We start from the raw sequence: 17,014 nt of genomic DNA on the forward strand, positions 1-17,014 counted from the left end.
TCTCGTGCTCGACTACGTCCGCGACGCCGCGGAGATCTACCGGCAATCGTTCGCGACCATCCGCGCCGAGGCCGACCTGACCCGCTTCCCCGATGACGTGTCGCGCGTCGTCGTCCGCCTCATCCACACTTGCGGGCAGGTGGACCTCGGCGAGCACGTCGCCTTCAGCGACGACGTCGTTGCCCGGGCGCATACCGCGCTGGCCGCGGGTGCACCGATACTCTGCGACTCGTCCATGGTGGCCGCGGGTATCACCCGGTCCCGGCTGCCCGCCGACAACGAGGTGGTGTCACTCGTCGCCGACCCGCGGGCACCCGAGTTGGCGGCCACGCTGGGCAGCACCCGCTCGGCCGCCGCGGTAGACCTGTGGGCCGACCGGCTCGACGGCGCGGTGCTGGCGATCGGCAACGCGCCGACCGCGCTGTTCCGGTTGCTCGAGCTGATCGACGAGGGCGCACCGGTGCCCGCCGCGGTGCTGGGTGGCCCGGTCGGCTTCGTCGGCTCGGCGCAGTCCAAGGACGAACTGATCGCCCGCCCGCGCGGGATGTCCTATCTGGTGGTGACCGGCCGGCGGGGCGGCAGTGCGATGGCGGCCGCCGCGGTGAATGCGATTGCGAGTGAACACGAATGACGACCAAAGGCACCCTCTACGGCGTCGGCCTGGGCCCCGGTGACCCCGAACTGGTCACGGTCAAGGCGGCCCGGCTGATCGGGTCGGCCGACGTGGTGGCGTATCACAGCGCCCGGCACGGCCGCAGCATCGCGCGCCGGATCGCCGAGCCGTATCTGCGCGACGGCCAGCTCGAGGAGCACCTGGTGTACCCGGTGACCACCGAGACCACCGAACACCCCGGCGGTTATGCCGGGGCGATGGAGGACTTCTACGCCGAGGCCGCCGAGCGGATCGCCACCCATCTGGATGCCGGGCGCGATGTCGCGCTGCTCGCCGAGGGCGATCCGCTGTTCTACAGCTCGTATATGCACATGCACACCCGGCTGACCGAGCGCTTCGACGCCGTCATCGTGCCCGGCGTCACCTCGGTGAGTGCTGCGTCGGCCGCCACCGGCACGCCACTGGTCCAGGGCGACGAGGTGCTGACCATCCTGCCCGGCACGCTCCCGGCCGCCGAGCTGACCCGACGGCTGGCCGATACCGACGCCGCCGTCATCATGAAACTGGGAAAGTCCTACCCCGAAGTGCGCGAAGCGCTTTCGGCCACCAAGCGGTTGGACCGCGCCTTCTATGTGGAACGTGCCAGCACCGACCAGCAGCGCGTGCTGAACGCCGGCGAGGTCGACGAGGCATCGGTCCCCTATTTCTCCATCGTGATGGTGCCCGGCGAGGCGGCCCATCCGCGCAACGGTCGGTCCCCCGTCGCTTCGCTCGCCCCGAAAAAGGGCAGCGTCGCGGTGGTCGGGCTGGGCCCCGGCGATCTGGACTGGATCACTCCACAAACCCGCCGTGAACTGGCCCAGGCCACCGATCTCATCGGCTATTTCCCCTATCTGGATCGGGTCGGCGTCCGTACCGGCCAGACCCGGCATCCCAGCGACAACACCGATGAACCGGCCCGCGCCCGGCTGGCCTGCGAGCTGGCTCAGCAGGGCAAGACGGTGGTGGTGGTGTCCTCCGGTGACCCCGGTGTCTTCGCCATGGCGACCGCCGTGCTGGAAGAGGCCAAGGCGTGGCCGGACGTGCCGGTACGGGTGATCCCCGCAATGACCGCGGCGCAGGCGGTGGCCAGCCGGGTCGGCGCCCCGCTCGGGCATGACTACGCCGTCATCTCGCTGTCCGACCGGCTCAAGCCGTGGGACATCATCGCCAAGCGGGTCAGTGCGGCGGCCGCGGCCGATATGGCCATCGCGGTCTACAACCCGGCGTCCAAGACCCGCACCTGGCAGGTCGGTGCGATGAAAGAGCTGCTGCTCGCCCATCGCGACCCGGCCACCCCGGTCATCATCGGCCGGGATGTCGCCGGTCCGCGCGAAGAGGTGCGGGTGGTGACACTGGGCGAGCTGAACCCCACTGAAGTGGACATGCGCTGCATGTTGATCATCGGGTCCTCGCAAACACAGTGGCACGGAGACCGGGTGTTCACGCCCCGCTACTACCCGGGCTGACGCTTGTCAAAGATCGTTGACATGCGTCAGTAGCCGGTTTACTGTCCGCTCGTGATCCCGCGCAATCCCGATGACGTGACGGCGGACTGGCTCAGCGGTGTTCTCGGCACCGAGGTCCGCACCCTCGAGCTCAACCCGATCGGGACCGGCCAGACCGGGGCGACCTACCGACTGTCGGTCGGTTACACCGATGAGGTGGGGTTGCCCGCCAGCTTCGCGATCAAACTGCCGTCCCAGGACGACGGAGTGCGGGATCGCGTCGCGATCGGGTACCGCTCCGAACACGCCTTCTACCGCGACGTCGCCGACCTGGTGTCGATACCCGTTCCGCACAGCTACTACTGCGAAATCGAAGACGACGGTGCGGAATTCGCCCTGCTGCTCGCCGACATGGCGCCCGCGGAGCAGGGTGACCAGATCGCCGGTTGCTCGGCCGGCGACGCCCTGCTGGCGGTGCGGGCGCTGGCCGGGCTGCACGCACCGAGCTGGTGTGATCCGAAGTGGACCGACTTCCCCGGTATCGCCATGCCGCGACCGGATGAGGACATGGCCTTCGGGATGGGTGAGGTGGCCAAGATGGCCAGCGCAATCACCCTGGAAAAGCTCGGCGCCCGGATGACCGCGGCCGACCGCGACACGATGGAGGCCGCGCTGTCGGTGGTGACGCCGTGGCTGTTGGCCGAACCCGACCGGTTCGCGCTGCTGCATGGCGACTACCGGCTGGACAACATGCTTTTCGATCCCGGCCACACCGAGATCACCATCGTGGACTGGCAGACGCTGGGGTCCGGGCTACCTGCGCGAGACCTGTCCTACTTCACCGCGACCAGTCTGGATCCGGATATCCGCGTGCAAGCGGAGGACCAGCTGGTCGACACCTACCACGGGCAGCTCCAGGCCCTGGGCGTCACCGGCTACAGTCGCGAAACCTGTTGGCGCGACTATCGTCTGGGTATGGTGCAGGCTCCGCTGATCATCGCCTTCGGCACCGCGTTCGCCAGCTCGACCGACCGCGGCGACGATATGATGCTCGCCATGGCCAAGCGCTCCTGCGCAGCGATCCGCGAGCTCGACACGCTGGCGCTGATCTAACCGGTCAGGTCGGGGCCGGCGAGCATCGCCAGCTTTCGGGCGGTATCGGTGCCGGGCAGGGCGTGATACGTCTGCAGGTGCTGACCGCCGGAGTCGGGGATGCCGAACCTGTTGCGACGCAGGTGCAGTTCTCCGACCCGGGGGTGACGCAGGTGACTCGTTCCCGCCCGGCGATAGCCGATGTTGGCGCGGGCCCAGAGCGCCCGAAACCGCTCACTGCTCGCCGACAACTCGTCGACGAGGGCCTGCAGCCGCAGGTCGATCGCCTCGCCGCCGGCGCCTTGGCGTAGCCCACCGACCACCCCCGCGGTGGCATCGTCCCAATCGACATGCAGTTCCCGCTCGGCCGGATCGGTGAAGAGCTGGCGCATCAGATTGTGTCCCGGTGCGAAGTTCGGTGAAAGTCGTTGCGCCAGTGCATTGGACGCCAGACAGTCCAGATACCTCCCCGCCACGAACGCGGGCACCGGCAGCTGGTCCAGCAAGGTGAGGACGTCGTCGCCGACCACCTCAGGGCCCGTCTCGGTGCGGCGATCGTCGCGGGCGAGGCGGTGCAGATGCGCGGTGGCCGCAGCGTCGAGTCGCAGTGCGCGGGCCAGGGCGTCGAGGATCTGCGAGGACGGGTTGGCGTTGCGGCCCTGCTCGATCCGCAGATAGTAATCGGCGCTGATGCCGGCCAGCGCGGCGAGTTCTTCACGGCGCAGCCCTTCGACACGACGCCGTGGACCCGGCACCAGTCCCACGTCTTCGGGTCTGACCCGGCCGCGGCGCAGCCGAAGGTATTCGCCGAGCGCATTCTGGCCGGTCATCCGCACAGGATAGCCAACAGTGGGTTTGCCGGTACCCAGGATGCGGTAGGCCTACCCGCACCGTTGCAGCACCTCACAGACTCGATGACGACGCACCGGACAGTCGGGGCGTATCGAGAAAGGTAGATCCGTCCATGACCACCACACTGATCACCGGCGCCAACAAAGGGCTGGGATTCGAGACGGCACGCCAGCTCATCGAGGCGGGACACACCGTGTACATCGGTAGCCGAGATCCGGTACGCGGCCAGGACGCCGCCCAGCGACTCGGCGCGCGACTCGTGCAACTCGACGTGACCGACGACGAATCGGTCTGTGCCGCCGCGGAGCTCGTCGCGGAACTCGGCGGCCTCGACGTCCTGGTCAACAACGCCGGAGTCGAGGGCCGTGGCCCGGGCAACGAGATCGTCGGTGCTCCCGACGTGACGGCCGCCGATATGCGAGAAGTCTTCGACACCAACGTCTTCGGTGTCGTGCGCGTGACACACGCGTTCCTCCCGCTGCTGGAACGATCGTCGGCGCCGGTGCTGGTCAACGTCAGCAGCAGCCTCGGCTCGCTGAACTTGGCGAACTCGTCCGGCAGCCCGGTTTATCTCTACCCGGGAGTCGCCTACCCCGCATCGAAGTCGGCGGTGAACATGATCACGACCCAGTTCGCCAAGCAGTACCCCGGTATGCGGATCAACGCCGTCGAGCCGGGCTACACCGATACCGACCTCAACGGCCACACCGGAACTCAGACGGTGCAAGAAGGCGCACGGATCATCGTGGAGATGGCGCAGATCTCCCCAGACGGTCCCACCGGTGGCTACTTCTCGGCGCACGGCCCAGTCCCATGGTGAGGTCGTGCCGAGCTTTGCGATGCCAAGCGGCCGTGTCTACCGGCCAGCCGGTATCCGACTTACCCGCCAGCCCCGATGCCACCGCAGCCCAGGACTGCGACCATCACTGTCACGTCCCGTCGTCGACACCGCCCCGGATCGGAGACCGCCCGATGTTTCGAACCGCACGCCGCACCCGCCGGGTCGCCGCACTCGTCGCCGCCGCGGCACTGCTGAGTGCACTGGCACCCGCGATCCCCGCGGCCGCCGAGCCCGCCCGACCGAAGCCGACGATCGTGCTGGTGCACGGCGCGTGGGCGGATACCTCGAGCTGGGACGGTGAGGTCACCGCATTGCGACAACGTGGCTATCCCGTCCGGGCCGTCGCCAACCCACTCCAAAACCTCACCACAGACGCCGAATCCGTCGCGGATTTCCTGAAATCGATCGACGGGCCGGTCGTATTGGTGGGACACTCCTACGGCGGGTCGGTGATCACCGATGCCGCCGAGGGGATCCCCGAGGTGAAAGCACTGGTGTATGTCGACGCGGCGGCACCGGATGTCGGCGAGACCAACGGTTCACTGAGTGGAACCGACTCCGTCCTCAACGAGCGCCCCGCGGATGAACTCTTCGTCAAGGTCGCGTATCCGGGTGCGCCACCGGGGGCAGTCAACCTGTACCTGAAGGAGGACATCTTCAGCCGGCACTTCGGCGATGATCTGCCGACCGATATCGCCCACCGGCTCTGGGCAACGCAACGTGCCGCCTCCACCGCCGCATTCGACACGCCGTCGCGCTACGCCGCGTGGAAGACGATCCCGTCGTGGTACTTCATCAGTACCGGCGACCAGATCATCACCCCCACCTCCGAACGAGCGATGGCGGCCCGCGCCAAGTCCACCGTCACCGAATTCGACGGTGGATCGCACCTCACGCTGATCTCCCATCCCGATGCGGTGACAGCCGTGATCCTCGCAGCGGCCGATTCGGTGGCCTCATGAACAGCACGCCACCCGCGGGTGAGTGGGACACCCGCCGGGCCGCCAAGGCTGCCCGGATACGCGCGGGCGCCGTACATGCCGAGGGAAAGGTGATCAGGGCGGCACGACTCAAGGATGTCCTGCACGAGGTCATCCGTCCGCACGACCGGGTGGCGCTGGAAGGCGACAACCAGAAGCAGGCCGACTTCCTCTCCCGCACCCTTGCCCAATGCGATCCCGCCCGGCTCTACGGCCTGCACATGCTGATCTCTTCGGTATCGCGACCCGAGCACCTCGACCTCTTCGAGAGCGGTATCGCCACCAAACTCGACCTGGCCTACGCCGGGCCGCAGAGTGTGCGCATCGCGCAGATGGTCGAGGACGGCACGGTGTCCATCGGCGCGATCCACACCTACGTCGAGCTCTATGCCCGCATGTTCGTCGATCTCACGCCCGATGTCGTGCTGCTGTGTGCCTCTGCGGCCGACGCCGACGGCAATCTCTACACCGGTCCCAACACCGAGGACACCCCGACCATCGCCGAGGCCGCCGCATTCCACGACGGTGTGGTGATCGTGCAGGCCGACGAGATCGTCGACCGCGAATCCCTTCCCCGGGTGGATATTCCAGGGAGCTGGGTGGACTTCGTGGTGCAGGCCGACCGGCCGTTCTACCTGGAGCCGCTGTTCACCCGCGACCCCCGCCAAATCGGACCGGTGGAGATCCTCAAGGCGATGATCGCCATCCGCGGCGTATATGAGCGCCACCAGGTGATCTCGCTGAACCACGGCGTGGGATTCGACACGGCCGCCATCGAGTTGCTGTTGCCGACCTACGGCGAACGGCTCGGGCTCAAGGGCCGCATCGCCCGGCATTGGGTGCTCAACCCGCACCCCACCTTGATACCGGCCATCGAATCGGGATGGGTGTCCTCGATCCACAGCTTCGGGGGTGAGTCCGGCATGAATCGCTATGCGGCAGCCCGCCCCGATGTGTTCTTCACCGGCGCCGACGGGTCGCTGCGTTCCAACCGGGTACTCGCCCAGCTCGCCGGCCAATATGCGATCGACATGTTCATCGGGTCCTCTCTGCAGATCGATCGCGACGCGAACTCGTCCACGGTGACCGACGGCCGGCTGTCCGGTTTCGGAGGCGCGCCGAACATGGGCCACGATCCGCACGGCCGGCGGCACTCCTCTGCGGCCTGGCTGGACCTCGCCCACGGCGAGGGCGCGGGACGGCGCGGACGCAAGCTGGTGGTGCAGATGGCGCAGACCTTCCGCGCCGGTGGCGTACCGACGTTCGTCGAGACCCTCGACGCGATCGATGTCGGGAAACAGGCGGGAATGCCGTTGCCGCCGGTGATGATCTACGGGGACGATGTCACCCACGTGGTGACCGAGGAGGGCGTGGCCTACCTGTACAAGGCCCCCTCCCTGGAGGACAGGCGGGCGGCTCTGGCCGCGGTCGCCGGCGTCACGCCGGTGGGACGCACCGTTGAGGCGCGCCGTGTCGAGGAACTACGTAGGGACGGGCTGGTGGCCTTTCCCGAGGACCTCAGGGTCGAGACGCGCCTGGCCGACAGGTCCCTGCTGGCCGCCCGGAGCATCGAGGATCTGGTCGCCTGGTCCGGTGGGCTCTACGAGCCGCCCGCACAGTTCCGGGACTGGTGACCACCGTGTCCGTGCAAACACCCACCCGCACAGCGACTCTCACCGATGAGGCGATCGCCGATCTGGCGGTCGGTGCGATCGGCGCCGAGGCCGACCTGACACCGAAGCCGGGGCTGGTCGACCAGCGCGGACCCGGTGCCCATACCGATATGAACCTCGCCATGCTGCACGCCTCCGCCGAGGCGCTGCGCGAGGCGTTCACCGCATGTGCCCGGGCGGCGCGCGCTGCGCCCGTCGATGTCGACCTGCGTACCCGGATCGGAGCCATCGGACGGGCGGGTGAAACCGCGATGCTCACCGCCACCGGCGGTGTGAACACCCACCGCGGGACATTGTGGGCGCTCGGCTTGCTGTGCGCGGGTATCGCGGTGAACCCGGGCGACCCTGTCGCCGTCGCCGCGCAACTGGCGGCGCTGCCCGACCGTGATCTCGTCGCCACACCCTCGCACGGCGCGGCAGTCGGCCGCCGCTATGGCGCCTCGGGAGCGAAAGGCGAAGCGCAGAGCGGGTTTCCGCATGTGACCCGGTGTGCGTTGCCCGTTCTGCGGGCGGCGCGGGCAGCAGGCGCCGACGAACAGACCGCACGACTGGAGGCCCTGCTCGCCTTGATGGCCGCGCTCGACGACACCTGCATCCTGCACCGAGGCGGCGCCGAAGGCCTGTACGCGGTGCAGTCCGGAGCCCGCGCCGTCCGGGCCGCCGGTGGTATCCGCACCGTGCACGGGCGCCGACACTTCACCGAACTCGATCAGCTGTGCCGGGACCATCGGCTCTCGCCCGGAGGCAGTGCAGACCTGCTGGCCGCCGCCCTGTTGCTCGACGCCACGCGGGAAAGGACCGACACACCATGCAGAATTTGACCTACCGGTTTGCCGCCACGCATGTCACGCCGCACCCGGTGCATGTCGGGGTGGTCGCGTCCGGTGACGTGGAAATCCTGGTGCAACCGCCGGCCGCCGACGAACCCGCCGATGTCGCCATGGTGCGCGTCCGCACCAGCGTCAACGGTTTCGACACCGTCTGGCACGACGTGCTGGAGCGGTTCTTCGCCCGCGCGAAGCTGGGCGGGCGTTGGGAGCTCAACGACTTCGGCGCCACCCCTGGCGTGGTGAATCTGCGACTGCGCCAGGCCGCCGAGGCAGCCGGAGCGCCGTCATGAGCGACACCTCGATGCTGGTGGGGCTGACCTGGCAGCAGCTCCTGGCCCGGCAGAGTTTCATCGAACTCGATGCGCTGGCCCGCGCGACCGCACTGCTCGACCGGGGCACCGCGCGCGTGCTGGCCGGCCCCTTCGATCGCCTCGAGTCACCGTGGCTGGAACCGCAGGGTGTCACGCCCCAGTCCGATGACGGTGTGGTCATCGTCAGGGGAAGCGTCGACGGTCACCCCGCGGTGGTCGCGGCGATCGATCAACGATTCCAGGGCGGCGGCATCGGCGAGGTGTCCGGGGCCAAGATCTCCCAGGCCCTGCTGCACGCTGCCGCGGACTCGCGTGCGGGCACGCCGACCGCTGCGGTCATCCTGTTCGAAACCGGCGGGGTGCGGCTTCAGGAGGCCAACCTGGGGCTCAACGCCGTCGCCGAGATCTGCTCGGCCGTACTCGATCTGCGGCCGGTGGCACCTGTCATCGGGATCGTCGCCGGGACGGTCGGCTCGTTCGGCGGGATGAGCATCGCCGCCGGATTGTGCACCCGTCTCATCGTCACACCGCAGTCCCGTATCGGACTCAACGGCCCCGCCGTCATCGAACAGGAAGGCGGTATCGACGAATTCGATTCCCACGACCATGCTCTGATCTGGGCGGTGGACGGTGGTGAGCAGCGCGCCGGCACCGGCCTGGCCGATGATCTGGTGCCCGACGATGTCGCCCTGATCCGCCGCCACGTGGTCGATGCGATCGCCGACGGCGTCGGCGCGCCCGGCAGCCACCGCAGCGAGCGCCTCGACGTCCTGACCTCACGGCTGGCCACGCTGGACCCAGTGCACCCACCGGAACCGGCAGCGCTGCGCGAGCTCTGGGGCCGCACCTACGCGCCCGTGCCGGTGCACGCCCGGGCACCTCGGCAGCGCACCGGCCCGGCGACCCGAGGGCGCACCTGGCTGGCCGCGCTGAGCGGCGGCGTCGCACCGCAACAGGTCATCCCGTCGGTGCTCTCGGCGACGACACCGACGGCCCGCTACCTGGCGGTGGTACCCGACCCGGGCAATCCCTACCACCGCGCCCGCGAGGGACAGGTGGGACTCACCGAATCGTCGGCGCTGGCACACGCGGTGCGCGATATCGTCGAGCAGGACCGCGGGCACACCACCAAACGCGCCATCGTCGCGGTGGTGGATCTGCCGAGCCAGGCGTACGGCCGGATCGAGGAGATGGCGGGTCTGCACCAGGCGATGGCCGCCGCCGTCGACGCCTATCACCGCGCCCGCACCGCAGGTCATCCGATCGTGACACTCGTGGTCGGCACCGCGTTGTCGGGCGGGTTTCTGACACACGGGTTGCAGGCCAACCAGATCCTGGCACTCGACGACCCAGCAGTCGAGATCCACGCGATGCACAAGGAGGCCGCCGCCCGCATCACCATGCGCACCGTCGGCGAGCTCGATGAACTCGCCACCACGATCCCGCCGCTGAGCTACCGCGTCGCGGACTGGGCCACCCTGGGGTTCTGCGACGGTCTGCTGTCCGTAGCCGACGCCGACGATCCGGCGCCCAGTGATGTTGCGGCAGTGGCGGCAGCGGTCGACGACGCGATCGCCCGCGCCCGAGTGGGCGTCCTGGATCTCGCCAATCGACTCGACTCGGCGGCAGCGATGACCGCGCGCCGGGCCTCGCGCGCCGTCCGCGACATCCTGGACGAGCAGTGGACCAGCTGACGCCGATGCTCCCCCACGATCTGCTCCGGCTGAATCCCGCTGCAGCAGCGTGGTTACCGGCCGGCGCACCGGCGTGGGCGGCGCGGGCGCTATGCGATGTGCCCTGGGTGGTGGTGCGCCGAGCCGAGGTACCGGCCGCGCTCATTGCGGTGGGTATCCGCGGAGCCGACCGATCCCACCGCCTCGCGTGGACGATTCCGCCGGGTCTCGCGGTCGAAACCGTCGCGCCGCAGTCCCTGGCCGCCGTGAATCCCGCTCGCGAGGTGCCCGCTCTTGGGGCCTTACCTGCCGTCCGGGCGATCTTCGGCGACCTTCGGTGGGGGCCGACCGGGAGCGTGGGATTCGAGTTGGCCACCGGCGTTCCCGCCGCCACGGTCACCAGCGACCTGGATGTGGTGGTGCGGCCCGCTGGGGAGCCCAGCGCGTCAGCGGGTCGGCTCCGCGATGTGTATGAACAGCTGAAAAGCCTGCCCGTGCGCGTCGATTGTCAGGTGGAGACGCGATCGGGGTCCGTCGCGCTGGCAGAACTGGTATCCGACCGTCACGAGGTCCTGGTCCGCACGCCCCGCGGGCCGCGACTGGCCCAGCGGTCCACGGTGACGTGGTGAGTCTGGCGTTGCTGTTCCCCGGGCAGGGCTCGCAGCGTTGCGGGATGCTCGGCGAACTCCCGGGAAGCGCTGCAGCGCAAGCCGTCCTCGACGAAGCCCGGGCCTGGCTGGACGATCACGCTCTTCCGGCGAACCTCGATGACGAGGCCGTCCTCCGAGACACCACGGCCACCCAGATCGCCCTCCTGATCACGGGCGTCGCCTGCGCGCGCACCCTCGGCGACGACTATGCGCTCAGACCCCAGGTGGTGGCCGGGCATTCCGTCGGGGCATTCGCGGCGGCCGTCTGCGCCGGAGTGTTGACCCTGCCCGAGGCCCTTGCGGCGGTGGTGCTGCGGGGGGAGCTGATGAGCGCCGCATGCGCCCACGGTGAGTGGGGTATGGCCGCTGTGATCGGCCTGCCCACCCGCGCGGTCGGCCGGCTGGCGGACCGGCTGCACACCGAGTTATGGGTGGCCAACGTGAACACCGCCACGCAAACGGTGCTGGCCGGTTCGCTCAGCGCACTGCGCGCGGCGGCCGGTGCCGCACAGGCCGCGGGAGCGGCTGATTTCACGATGCTCGACGTGGTGGTCGCCTCGCACTGCCCGGTGCAGTCCGACACGGCACGCCGGATGGCGGAGCACCTGTCACGGCTGCCCCGGCGCATTCCGTCGGCCCGGTATCTGACCAACACCGGCGGACGGGCCGTGCGCACCGCGGACGCCGTGCTCGACGACCTGTCGGAGTCCGTCGCACGTCCGGTGCAGTGGTACGACGCCACCCGGCTGGCCCCGGAACTCGGCGTGACATGCGCAGTCGAGGTCCTGCCGGGTCATGTTCTCACCCGGCTCAATGCCGTCAACGCGCCATCGGTGTTGTCGCTTTCGCTGTCGGACAACGGATTCGAACGGACGTCAACCCTCGTGCGGCGCATGCGGGACTGACGACAGCCCGGACAACCACGCCACCGCCGACGCCACCGTGCTCACCGTGCGGACACCGGGCGGTAACGCCGGGCGGTCCACCATGACAATGGGTACATCTGCGGCCTCGGCGGCCTTGATCTTGGCCTCGGTCATCGCGCCGCCGCTGTTCTTGGTGACCAGCGCATCGATCTGGTACTGGCGCAACAACGCCAGCTCGGCCCCGTATTCGTAGGGGCCGCGGGACAGCAGCAGCTGGTGGTTGACCGGCAGCGTGCCCGGGTCCGGTGCGGTGACCGCACGGATCAGGAACCAGGCGTCGACATCGCGGAATGCTGCTGTGCCGGACCGCCCGGTGGTCAGGAAGATTCGCGAAAACCCGTGATCACCAACGGTCTTGGCCGCCTCGGTATCGGAGCCCACCACGATGGCACGCCCGGCCGGCCACGCGGGGCGCGCCAGCACCAGATGCGGCAGCCCGGTCTCGGCGCAGGCCGCGGCGGCGTGGGCGGTGATGGTCGCGGCGAACGGATGGGTGGCATCGACCACCGCGGCTATCCGGTGCTCCTGCAGCCAGCCGGTCAGGCCGGCCACCCCGCCGAACCCGCCGATCCGCACCTGCCCAACCGGCAGTGCCGGATCCGGTACCCGTCCGGCCAGTGAACTGATCACCTCCACATCCGGATGCAGGGCCGCGGCCAGCGCCCGGGCCTCACCGGTACCCCCCAGCAGCAGGACGCGCACTAGTGTCTGCTCCCGCGCCGGCGGCCCGACGAATACAGGTAGCTGTCGGTGAAACCCTCGGCCGCCAGGACATCGCCGACGAAGATGACCGCGGTCTTGGTGATACCCGCCTCTTTCATCTGGCCGGCCACGTCGCCGAGGGTCCCGCGCAGCACCTGCTGCGTCGGCCAGCTGGCAAAAGCCACCACCGCGCAGGGTGTTTCGTTCGTGTAGCCGCCCGCGGTCAGGTCCTCGACGATCGAATCGATCTGGGCCGCGGCCAGATGCAGCACCAGCGTTGCACCGGGCATGGACAATGCCGTCAGGGTTTCCTTTTCGGGCATCGCCGTCGACAACGTGGCCACCCGGGTCAAGGTGACCGTCTGTGCCACGCCCGGGACCGTCAGTTCGCGCCCGAGGACCGCCGCGGCCGCGGCGAAAGCCGGAACCCCCGGCACGATTTCGTAGTGCACGCCCTGATCGTCCAGATGCCGGCACTGCTCGGCCAGCGCACTGTAGATCGACGGATCCCCGGAATGCAGTCGCGCGACATCCAGCCCCGCACGGTCGGCCGCCACGAGCTCGTCGATGATCTGGGCCAGGGTCAGCGGACCGGTGTCGACGATCTTCGCCTCGGGCGGACACAGCGTGAGAAGGTCTTTGGGCATGATCGAGCCCGCGTACAGGCAGACCTGGCAGCGCTGCAGCAGATTCTGGCCCCGCACGGTGATGAGGTCGGCGGCCCCCGGCCCGGCACCGATGAAATACACCGTCACGGCTTGCTCACCGACCACTGGGTGACCGGGTACGCCGGGCGGAACCCGGTGAATCCACCGACGGGTTCGCCGCGGTAGTGCTGGAATCGGTGCAACTGCCCACCTATCGTCGAATACCTCTGGATGACAACGGCTTCTGATTCTGCCGTGACCACATTGGCCACCAGCCGGCCGCCGGAGACCAGGTGCGCCCAACAGCCGTCGAGCAGCCCCGGTGTGGTGATCCCGCCACCCACGAAGATCGCCGACGGCGCCGGTGCGCCCGCGAAATCCTCGGGTGCCGCGCCGCGGACGTCGACGGCGACGCCGAAGGCGCGCGCGTTGGCGGCGATGCGGTCGCGGCGGTGCGGGTCCCGCTCGAAGGCCACCGCCCGCAGGCCGGGCGCACTGCGGCACCATTCGACCGCGATACTGCCCGACCCGGATCCCACGTCCCACAACAGTTCTCCGGGTCGCGGTCCGAGGGCGGCCAGGGTGACCGCACGGATACCCTGTTTGGTGATCTGGCCGTCGTGCGCGAACTCCGCATCGGGCAGCGCGTGGAACCGTCGGTCGTCGGGCAGGTAGCGCACGCCGATCACATTGAGGTCATCGACGACGGTGTCGAAGTGCTCGGCCACCGTGTGGTGCACCCGCTCCCCCGGGCCGCCGAGCTGTTCGAGCACGGTGAATTCCGATGCACCGCGCCCGGTTTCGACGAGCATCCGGGCCAGCGTGGCCGGCGTGCCACCGTCGCGGCTGAGCACCACCGCCTGCCCGCCCCGGCGCACCGCGGTGCCGGGATCCGCCGTCACGAGGCTGATCACCTCGGTGTCCTGAACCGACCAGCCCAGCCGGGCACACGCGAGCGTCACCGAGGACACATGCGGCAGCACCCGGACCGCGGCGGCACCGAACACCCGGATCAGGGTGGCGCCGATCCCGTGCAGCATCGGGTCCCCGGAGGCCACCACGTGCACGGTGTCGAGCCCGTCGAACAGGGTCGGCAGCGCGGGTAGCATCGGCGAAGGCCACGCCCGCCGGGGCGCGGTGATGCTGTCGTCGAGCAGCTCGAGCTGCCGCGGCGCACCGTAAATTACGGCAGCCGAACGTAATTCATGCACAGAGCGGGGTGCCAGCCCGTCCATCCCGTCGGCGCCGATGCCCACCACCACGATCATCGCGGCATCTTCCGCCAGATCGCCCGCGGCACCAACCGCGTCGCGACGATGAGCGGCCGGATCGCCCACGGCACCCACACCGCCGGTTTGCCGCGGGCCAGCGCCCGGGCGGCCGCCTCGGCCACCTGCTCGGGCGTGCTGGACAACGGTGCGGGCTGCATGCCCGCGGTCATGTGGCCGATGACGAAGCCCGGCCGCACGATCAGCACCCGCACCCCGGTGCCGTGCAACGCATCGGAGAGCCCGCAGGCGAAACCGTCCAGTCCGGCCTTGGCCGAACCGTAGACGTAGTTGGCGCGACGCACCCGGGCCCCGGCGATCGAGGAGAAGACCACCAACTGCCCGCGGCCGCGGGCCCGCATCCCCGCGGCGAGCACCGTGAGCAGGCTGACCTGCGCCACGTAATCGGTGTGCACGACGGCCACGGCATGCGCCGGATCGGTTTCGGCGCGCTCCTGGTCGCCGAGAATCCCGAAGGCCAGCACCGCCGTCCCGATGGGGCCGACATCCGACTCGATCGCGGCCACCACCGCCGGATGCGCCGCGATGTCATCGGCGTCGAACTCGCGGACGTGGATGTCGGCGGCACCGGCCGCCCGCAGCGCGGCGACCTGTTCGGTGAGCGCGTCGGCGCGCCGGGCCGCGAGCACCACGGTGTTCCCGGGTGCCAGCCGGGTGGCCAATTCGAGGCCGATCTCGCTCCGCCCACCGAAAATCACCACGGGGCTCGCCCTGCTCTCCCCCGCCGGTATCAATCCCCCGGTCGCTGCGCTCCTGCCCGCCGGTATCAATCCCCCCGTCGCTGCGCTCCTTCCCGCCGGTGTGTCCTCCATGGCTGCGATTATGGCCTGCGCTAGCGTGGACCCCGATGGCTACACCTGGTCGCAAGACCACCACCCGGCTGACCAACGATGCCTTGGCGTTCCTCACCGAGCGGCATCTGGCCATGCTGACCACCCTGCGCAGCGACAACTCGCCGCACGTGGTGGCCGTCGGCTTCACGTTCGACCCCAAGACCCACATCGCCCGGGTGATCACCACCGGCGGGTCGCAGAAGGCGGTCAACGCCGGCGAGCGCGGGGTCGCGGTGCTCAGCCAGGTCGACGGGGCACGCTGGCTCTCACTGGAAGGCGCCGCCACCGTCAGCTCGGAACCCGACGATGTGCGCGACGCTGAACTGCGGTATGCCCAGCGTTACCGCACCCCGCGGGTCAACCCGCGCCGAGTCGTCATCGAGGTTCGCGTCCAGCGCGTGCTGGGTTCCTCGAGCCTGCTCGATCGCGGAGAGCCGACCTAGACCTTCGGTCAGTTTCGCGCGCGATGCGGCCGACGGGCGTGTCGTGGCTCAGACCGGCACGACGATCAGGTCGTGTGGACGGTTGTTGACCGACTCGGCCCCGTCCTCGGTGACGATCACGATGTCCTCGATCCGGGCCCCCCACTGGCCCGGAAAATAAATTCCCGGCTCCACCGAGAAGGCCATGCCCGGTTCCAGCGTCAAGCCGTTGCCGGCGACGATGTAGGGCTCCTCGTGCACCGACAGCCCGATCCCGTGCCCGGTACGGTGCACGAACACCTCGGCCAGACCCTGGGCCGCCAGCACATCGCGCGCCACCGCGTCCACAGCCCCCGCGCTCATTCCCGGACGCACCGCCGCCACCGCGTCGGCCTGGGCCTGCTGCAGCACTGCGTACTGCCGCGCCACCTCGGGGCGGGGTTCGCCGATGCTGTAGGTGCGGGTGGAATCGGAGTTGTAGCCCGGCTCGTACGGGCCACCGATGTCGACGACGACGATATCCCCGGCGCGCAGCACCCGGTCCGAGCATTCGTGGTGGGGGTCCGCACCGTTGGGCCCGGAGCCGACGATGATGAACGCCACCTCGGAATGTCCTTCGGCGACAATCGCTTCGGCGATATCGGCGGAAACCTCGGCCTCGGTGCGGCCGGGCACCAGGAACTCCGGCACGCGTGCGTGCACCCGGTCGATGGCCGCGCCGGCCTTGCGCAACGCATCGATTTCGGCGGGGTCCTTGATCATCCGTAGCCGGCGCAGCACGTCGGTGGCCAGCACCGGCACGGTGCCGAGAAGATCCGCCAGCGGGAGCAGATGCAGAGCCGGCATCGCATCGGTGACGGCGACCGCACTTCCGGTCAACGCGTCGGCCACCAGCTGGTACGGGTTCTCCCCGTCCACCCAATCACGCACCGTCACACCGAGATCCGGCACAGCGGACTCTTTCAGTGCGGCCAACTCCAGGCGCGGCACGACGACGGTCGGCGCCGACCCGTCGGCCGGCAGCACCAACGCCGTCAGCCGCTCGAAGGTCTGCGCCCGTGATCCCACCAGATAGCGCAGGTCGTATCCCGGTGTGATGACCAGTCCGGCCAGCCCAGCCTCGGCGGCGCTGGCCGCGGCCACCCGAAGCCGTTGTGCGTATACGTCGGTACTGAAGCGGCCCGTCATGGTGG

Annotated in this window: 18 protein-coding genes; 12 read left to right on the forward strand and 6 right to left on the reverse strand. The window is 69.4% G+C overall.

Annotation, left to right across the window (positions count from 1 at the left end; all coding sequences use genetic code 11):
• Positions 1–4 precede the first annotated feature (4 nt).
• From H7J86_RS29785 to H7J86_RS29795, 3 genes are read left to right on the forward strand one after another with little or no spacing between them, the layout of a single operon-like run.
• Positions 5–631 (forward strand): precorrin-8X methylmutase, encoded by a 627-nt coding sequence (locus H7J86_RS29785; protein ID WP_090357674.1) that lies wholly within the window; start codon positions 5–7, stop codon positions 629–631.
• Complete coding sequence (locus H7J86_RS29790) at positions 628–2,121, forward strand: precorrin-2 C(20)-methyltransferase (RefSeq protein WP_267295373.1); 1,494 nt, start codon at positions 628–630, stop codon at positions 2,119–2,121. Before H7J86_RS29785 ends, H7J86_RS29790 begins: the two co-directional genes overlap by 4 nt.
• A 51-nt stretch (positions 2,122–2,172) precedes the next feature.
• A complete protein-coding gene (locus H7J86_RS29795) occupies positions 2,173–3,213 on the forward strand; it encodes a phosphotransferase family protein (protein WP_267295375.1) in 1,041 nt (346 codons plus the stop codon).
• On the opposite strand, the gene H7J86_RS29800 is transcribed toward H7J86_RS29795, so the two are convergent.
• Positions 3,210–4,022 (reverse strand): helix-turn-helix domain-containing protein, encoded by an 813-nt coding sequence (locus H7J86_RS29800; protein WP_267295378.1) that lies wholly within the window; start codon positions 4,020–4,022, stop codon positions 3,210–3,212. The two genes, H7J86_RS29795 and H7J86_RS29800, sit on opposite strands and share 4 nt — an antisense overlap.
• A 134-nt stretch (positions 4,023–4,156) precedes the next feature.
• On the opposite strand from H7J86_RS29800, the gene H7J86_RS29805 reads away from it, so the two are divergent.
• From H7J86_RS29805 to H7J86_RS29840, 8 genes are all read left to right on the forward strand, one after another.
• On the forward strand, positions 4,157–4,864 hold the full coding sequence (locus H7J86_RS29805; RefSeq protein WP_090357681.1) for an SDR family NAD(P)-dependent oxidoreductase: 708 nt from the start codon (positions 4,157–4,159) through the stop codon (positions 4,862–4,864).
• Between the two features lie 152 nt (positions 4,865–5,016).
• Positions 5,017–5,847 carry an alpha/beta hydrolase gene (locus tag H7J86_RS29810; RefSeq protein WP_267295380.1) on the forward strand — a complete coding sequence of 277 codons (831 nt, stop codon included), beginning with the start codon at positions 5,017–5,019 and terminating at the stop codon, positions 5,845–5,847.
• Positions 5,844–7,499 carry a malonate decarboxylase subunit alpha gene (gene mdcA / locus H7J86_RS29815; RefSeq protein ID WP_267295383.1) on the forward strand — a complete coding sequence of 552 codons (1,656 nt, stop codon included), beginning with the start codon at positions 5,844–5,846 and terminating at the stop codon, positions 7,497–7,499. The genes H7J86_RS29810 and mdcA overlap by 4 nt, the downstream gene beginning before the upstream one ends.
• Positions 7,496–8,359: a triphosphoribosyl-dephospho-CoA synthase gene (locus tag H7J86_RS29820; protein WP_267295385.1), complete on the forward strand. Its 864-nt coding sequence runs from the start codon at positions 7,496–7,498 to the stop codon at positions 8,357–8,359. The genes mdcA and H7J86_RS29820 overlap by 4 nt, the downstream gene beginning before the upstream one ends.
• The gene (gene mdcC / locus H7J86_RS29825) at positions 8,347–8,658 is read left to right on the forward strand and encodes a malonate decarboxylase acyl carrier protein (protein WP_267295387.1); all 312 of its coding nucleotides are present in this window, start codon (positions 8,347–8,349) and stop codon (positions 8,656–8,658) included. The genes H7J86_RS29820 and mdcC overlap by 13 nt, the downstream gene beginning before the upstream one ends.
• Positions 8,655–10,373: a biotin-independent malonate decarboxylase subunit beta gene (locus H7J86_RS29830; protein ID WP_267295389.1), complete on the forward strand. Its 1,719-nt coding sequence runs from the start codon at positions 8,655–8,657 to the stop codon at positions 10,371–10,373. Before mdcC ends, H7J86_RS29830 begins: the two co-directional genes overlap by 4 nt.
• Positions 10,361–10,981, forward strand: a complete 621-nt coding sequence (locus tag H7J86_RS29835) for a malonate decarboxylase holo-ACP synthase (protein ID WP_267295391.1) — start codon at positions 10,361–10,363, stop codon at positions 10,979–10,981. The genes H7J86_RS29830 and H7J86_RS29835 overlap by 13 nt, the downstream gene beginning before the upstream one ends.
• Positions 10,978–11,907 carry an ACP S-malonyltransferase gene (locus H7J86_RS29840; RefSeq protein ID WP_267295394.1) on the forward strand — a complete coding sequence of 310 codons (930 nt, stop codon included), beginning with the start codon at positions 10,978–10,980 and terminating at the stop codon, positions 11,905–11,907. The genes H7J86_RS29835 and H7J86_RS29840 overlap by 4 nt, the downstream gene beginning before the upstream one ends.
• Here H7J86_RS29840 and H7J86_RS29845 read toward each other — a convergent pair.
• From H7J86_RS29845 to dprE2, 4 genes are read right to left on the reverse strand one after another with little or no spacing between them, the layout of a single operon-like run.
• Positions 11,878–12,630, reverse strand: coding sequence for a cobalt-precorrin-6A reductase (locus H7J86_RS29845; protein WP_267295396.1), 753 nt, complete (start codon positions 12,628–12,630; stop codon positions 11,878–11,880). The two genes, H7J86_RS29840 and H7J86_RS29845, sit on opposite strands and share 30 nt — an antisense overlap.
• Positions 12,630–13,385: a precorrin-4 C(11)-methyltransferase gene (cobM, locus tag H7J86_RS29850; protein ID WP_267295398.1), complete on the reverse strand. Its 756-nt coding sequence runs from the start codon at positions 13,383–13,385 to the stop codon at positions 12,630–12,632. The genes H7J86_RS29845 and cobM overlap by 1 nt, the downstream gene beginning before the upstream one ends.
• A complete protein-coding gene (cbiE, locus tag H7J86_RS29855) occupies positions 13,382–14,545 on the reverse strand; it encodes a precorrin-6y C5,15-methyltransferase (decarboxylating) subunit CbiE (RefSeq protein WP_267295400.1) in 1,164 nt (387 codons plus the stop codon). The genes cobM and cbiE overlap by 4 nt, the downstream gene beginning before the upstream one ends.
• Positions 14,542–15,297: a decaprenylphospho-beta-D-erythro-pentofuranosid-2-ulose 2-reductase gene (dprE2, locus tag H7J86_RS29860; RefSeq protein WP_267295778.1), complete on the reverse strand. Its 756-nt coding sequence runs from the start codon at positions 15,295–15,297 to the stop codon at positions 14,542–14,544. The genes cbiE and dprE2 overlap by 4 nt, the downstream gene beginning before the upstream one ends.
• A 116-nt stretch (positions 15,298–15,413) precedes the next feature.
• Between dprE2 and H7J86_RS29865 the strand changes: the two genes are divergently transcribed.
• Positions 15,414–15,842: a F420-dependent biliverdin reductase gene (locus H7J86_RS29865; protein WP_267295402.1), complete on the forward strand. Its 429-nt coding sequence runs from the start codon at positions 15,414–15,416 to the stop codon at positions 15,840–15,842.
• Positions 15,843–15,890: 48 nt separating this feature from the next.
• Here H7J86_RS29865 and H7J86_RS29870 read toward each other — a convergent pair whose 3' ends face one another.
• Positions 15,891–17,009 (reverse strand): M24 family metallopeptidase, encoded by a 1,119-nt coding sequence (locus H7J86_RS29870; RefSeq protein WP_187095483.1) that lies wholly within the window; start codon positions 17,007–17,009, stop codon positions 15,891–15,893.
• Positions 17,010–17,014: the final 5 nt, after the last annotated feature.

The organism is Mycobacterium hackensackense (genome assembly GCF_025822555.1).
GTDB classification, from domain to species: Bacteria; Actinomycetota; Actinomycetes; order Mycobacteriales; family Mycobacteriaceae; genus Mycobacterium; species Mycobacterium fluoranthenivorans.

Coding starts and splice junctions, on each gene's coding strand:
- H7J86_RS29790 (WP_267295373.1), top strand. CDS start 628: ATGACGACCAAAGGCACCCTCTACGGCGTCGGCCTGGGCCCCGGTGAC.
- H7J86_RS29800 (WP_267295378.1), bottom strand. CDS start 4,022: ATGACCGGCCAGAATGCGCTCGGCGAATACCTTCGGCTGCGCCGCGGC.
- H7J86_RS29805 (WP_090357681.1), top strand. CDS start 4,157: ATGACCACCACACTGATCACCGGCGCCAACAAAGGGCTGGGATTCGAG.
- H7J86_RS29810 (WP_267295380.1), top strand. CDS start 5,017: ATGTTTCGAACCGCACGCCGCACCCGCCGGGTCGCCGCACTCGTCGCC.
- mdcA (WP_267295383.1), top strand. CDS start 5,844: ATGAACAGCACGCCACCCGCGGGTGAGTGGGACACCCGCCGGGCCGCC.
- mdcC (WP_267295387.1), top strand. CDS start 8,347: ATGCAGAATTTGACCTACCGGTTTGCCGCCACGCATGTCACGCCGCAC.
- H7J86_RS29830 (WP_267295389.1), top strand. CDS start 8,655: ATGAGCGACACCTCGATGCTGGTGGGGCTGACCTGGCAGCAGCTCCTG.
- cbiE (WP_267295400.1), bottom strand. CDS start 14,545: ATGATCGTGGTGGTGGGCATCGGCGCCGACGGGATGGACGGGCTGGCA.
- H7J86_RS29865 (WP_267295402.1), top strand. CDS start 15,414: ATGGCTACACCTGGTCGCAAGACCACCACCCGGCTGACCAACGATGCC.
- H7J86_RS29870 (WP_187095483.1), bottom strand. CDS start 17,009: ATGACGGGCCGCTTCAGTACCGACGTATACGCACAACGGCTTCGGGTG.